General features: G+C 64.0%; 1 protein-coding gene. It reads right to left on the bottom strand.

All coding sequences use genetic code 11. From position 1 onward, the window contains the following. A partial coding sequence (locus AC0L3D_RS36915; RefSeq protein ID WP_473647562.1) for a DPP IV N-terminal domain-containing protein occupies positions 1-531 on the bottom strand: 531 nt, incomplete at both ends.

The following is a 531-nucleotide window of genomic DNA, read 5'->3' as shown; positions in this document are numbered from 1 at the left end:
GGTGGATCACGCCCCAAATATCAGTCTTGCCGTCGCGCCCCTTGGCGTGGAAGCTGAGTGGCGGCTGCCAGCCGGCGGCGACGAGCTCGGACATGTCGGCGGTCTCCACCTCCATCAGTTTGACATCGTCGCTGGCGCGGTAGAGCATCATGCGGGGCGGCAGATCGATGCGTGACCAGAGATCGACATAGTAGCGGCCGTCGGGAGAGAACTCGACATGGTGGTTGGCCGGCTCGGGCGTGAGCTCAGTCAGCCCCTCACCGTCGAAGCCGATGCGGTACGCATGGACGAAATAGGGGTCCTCCCCCGGGTTCCTCCCGCTCGCCTCGAACCAGATCTGGCGCTTGACCGGATCGACATGGTTGACCCCCCGGACCACCCACTCACCGCTGGTGATCTGGTTCTTGAGCGCGCCCGTCTGGCCGTCGAACAGGTACAGGTGCTCGTGCCCGTCGCGCTCGGACGCCCAGATGATCTCCTTCCCGTCGTCGACATCGTAACGAAAGACTTTCCCGGTACCGTGCTGGTTCA

Source organism: Mesorhizobium sp. WSM4837 (assembly GCF_055811435.1).
The sequence above is the reverse complement of the archived record's forward strand: the minus strand, read 5'-3'. Positions and strand labels throughout refer to the sequence as shown.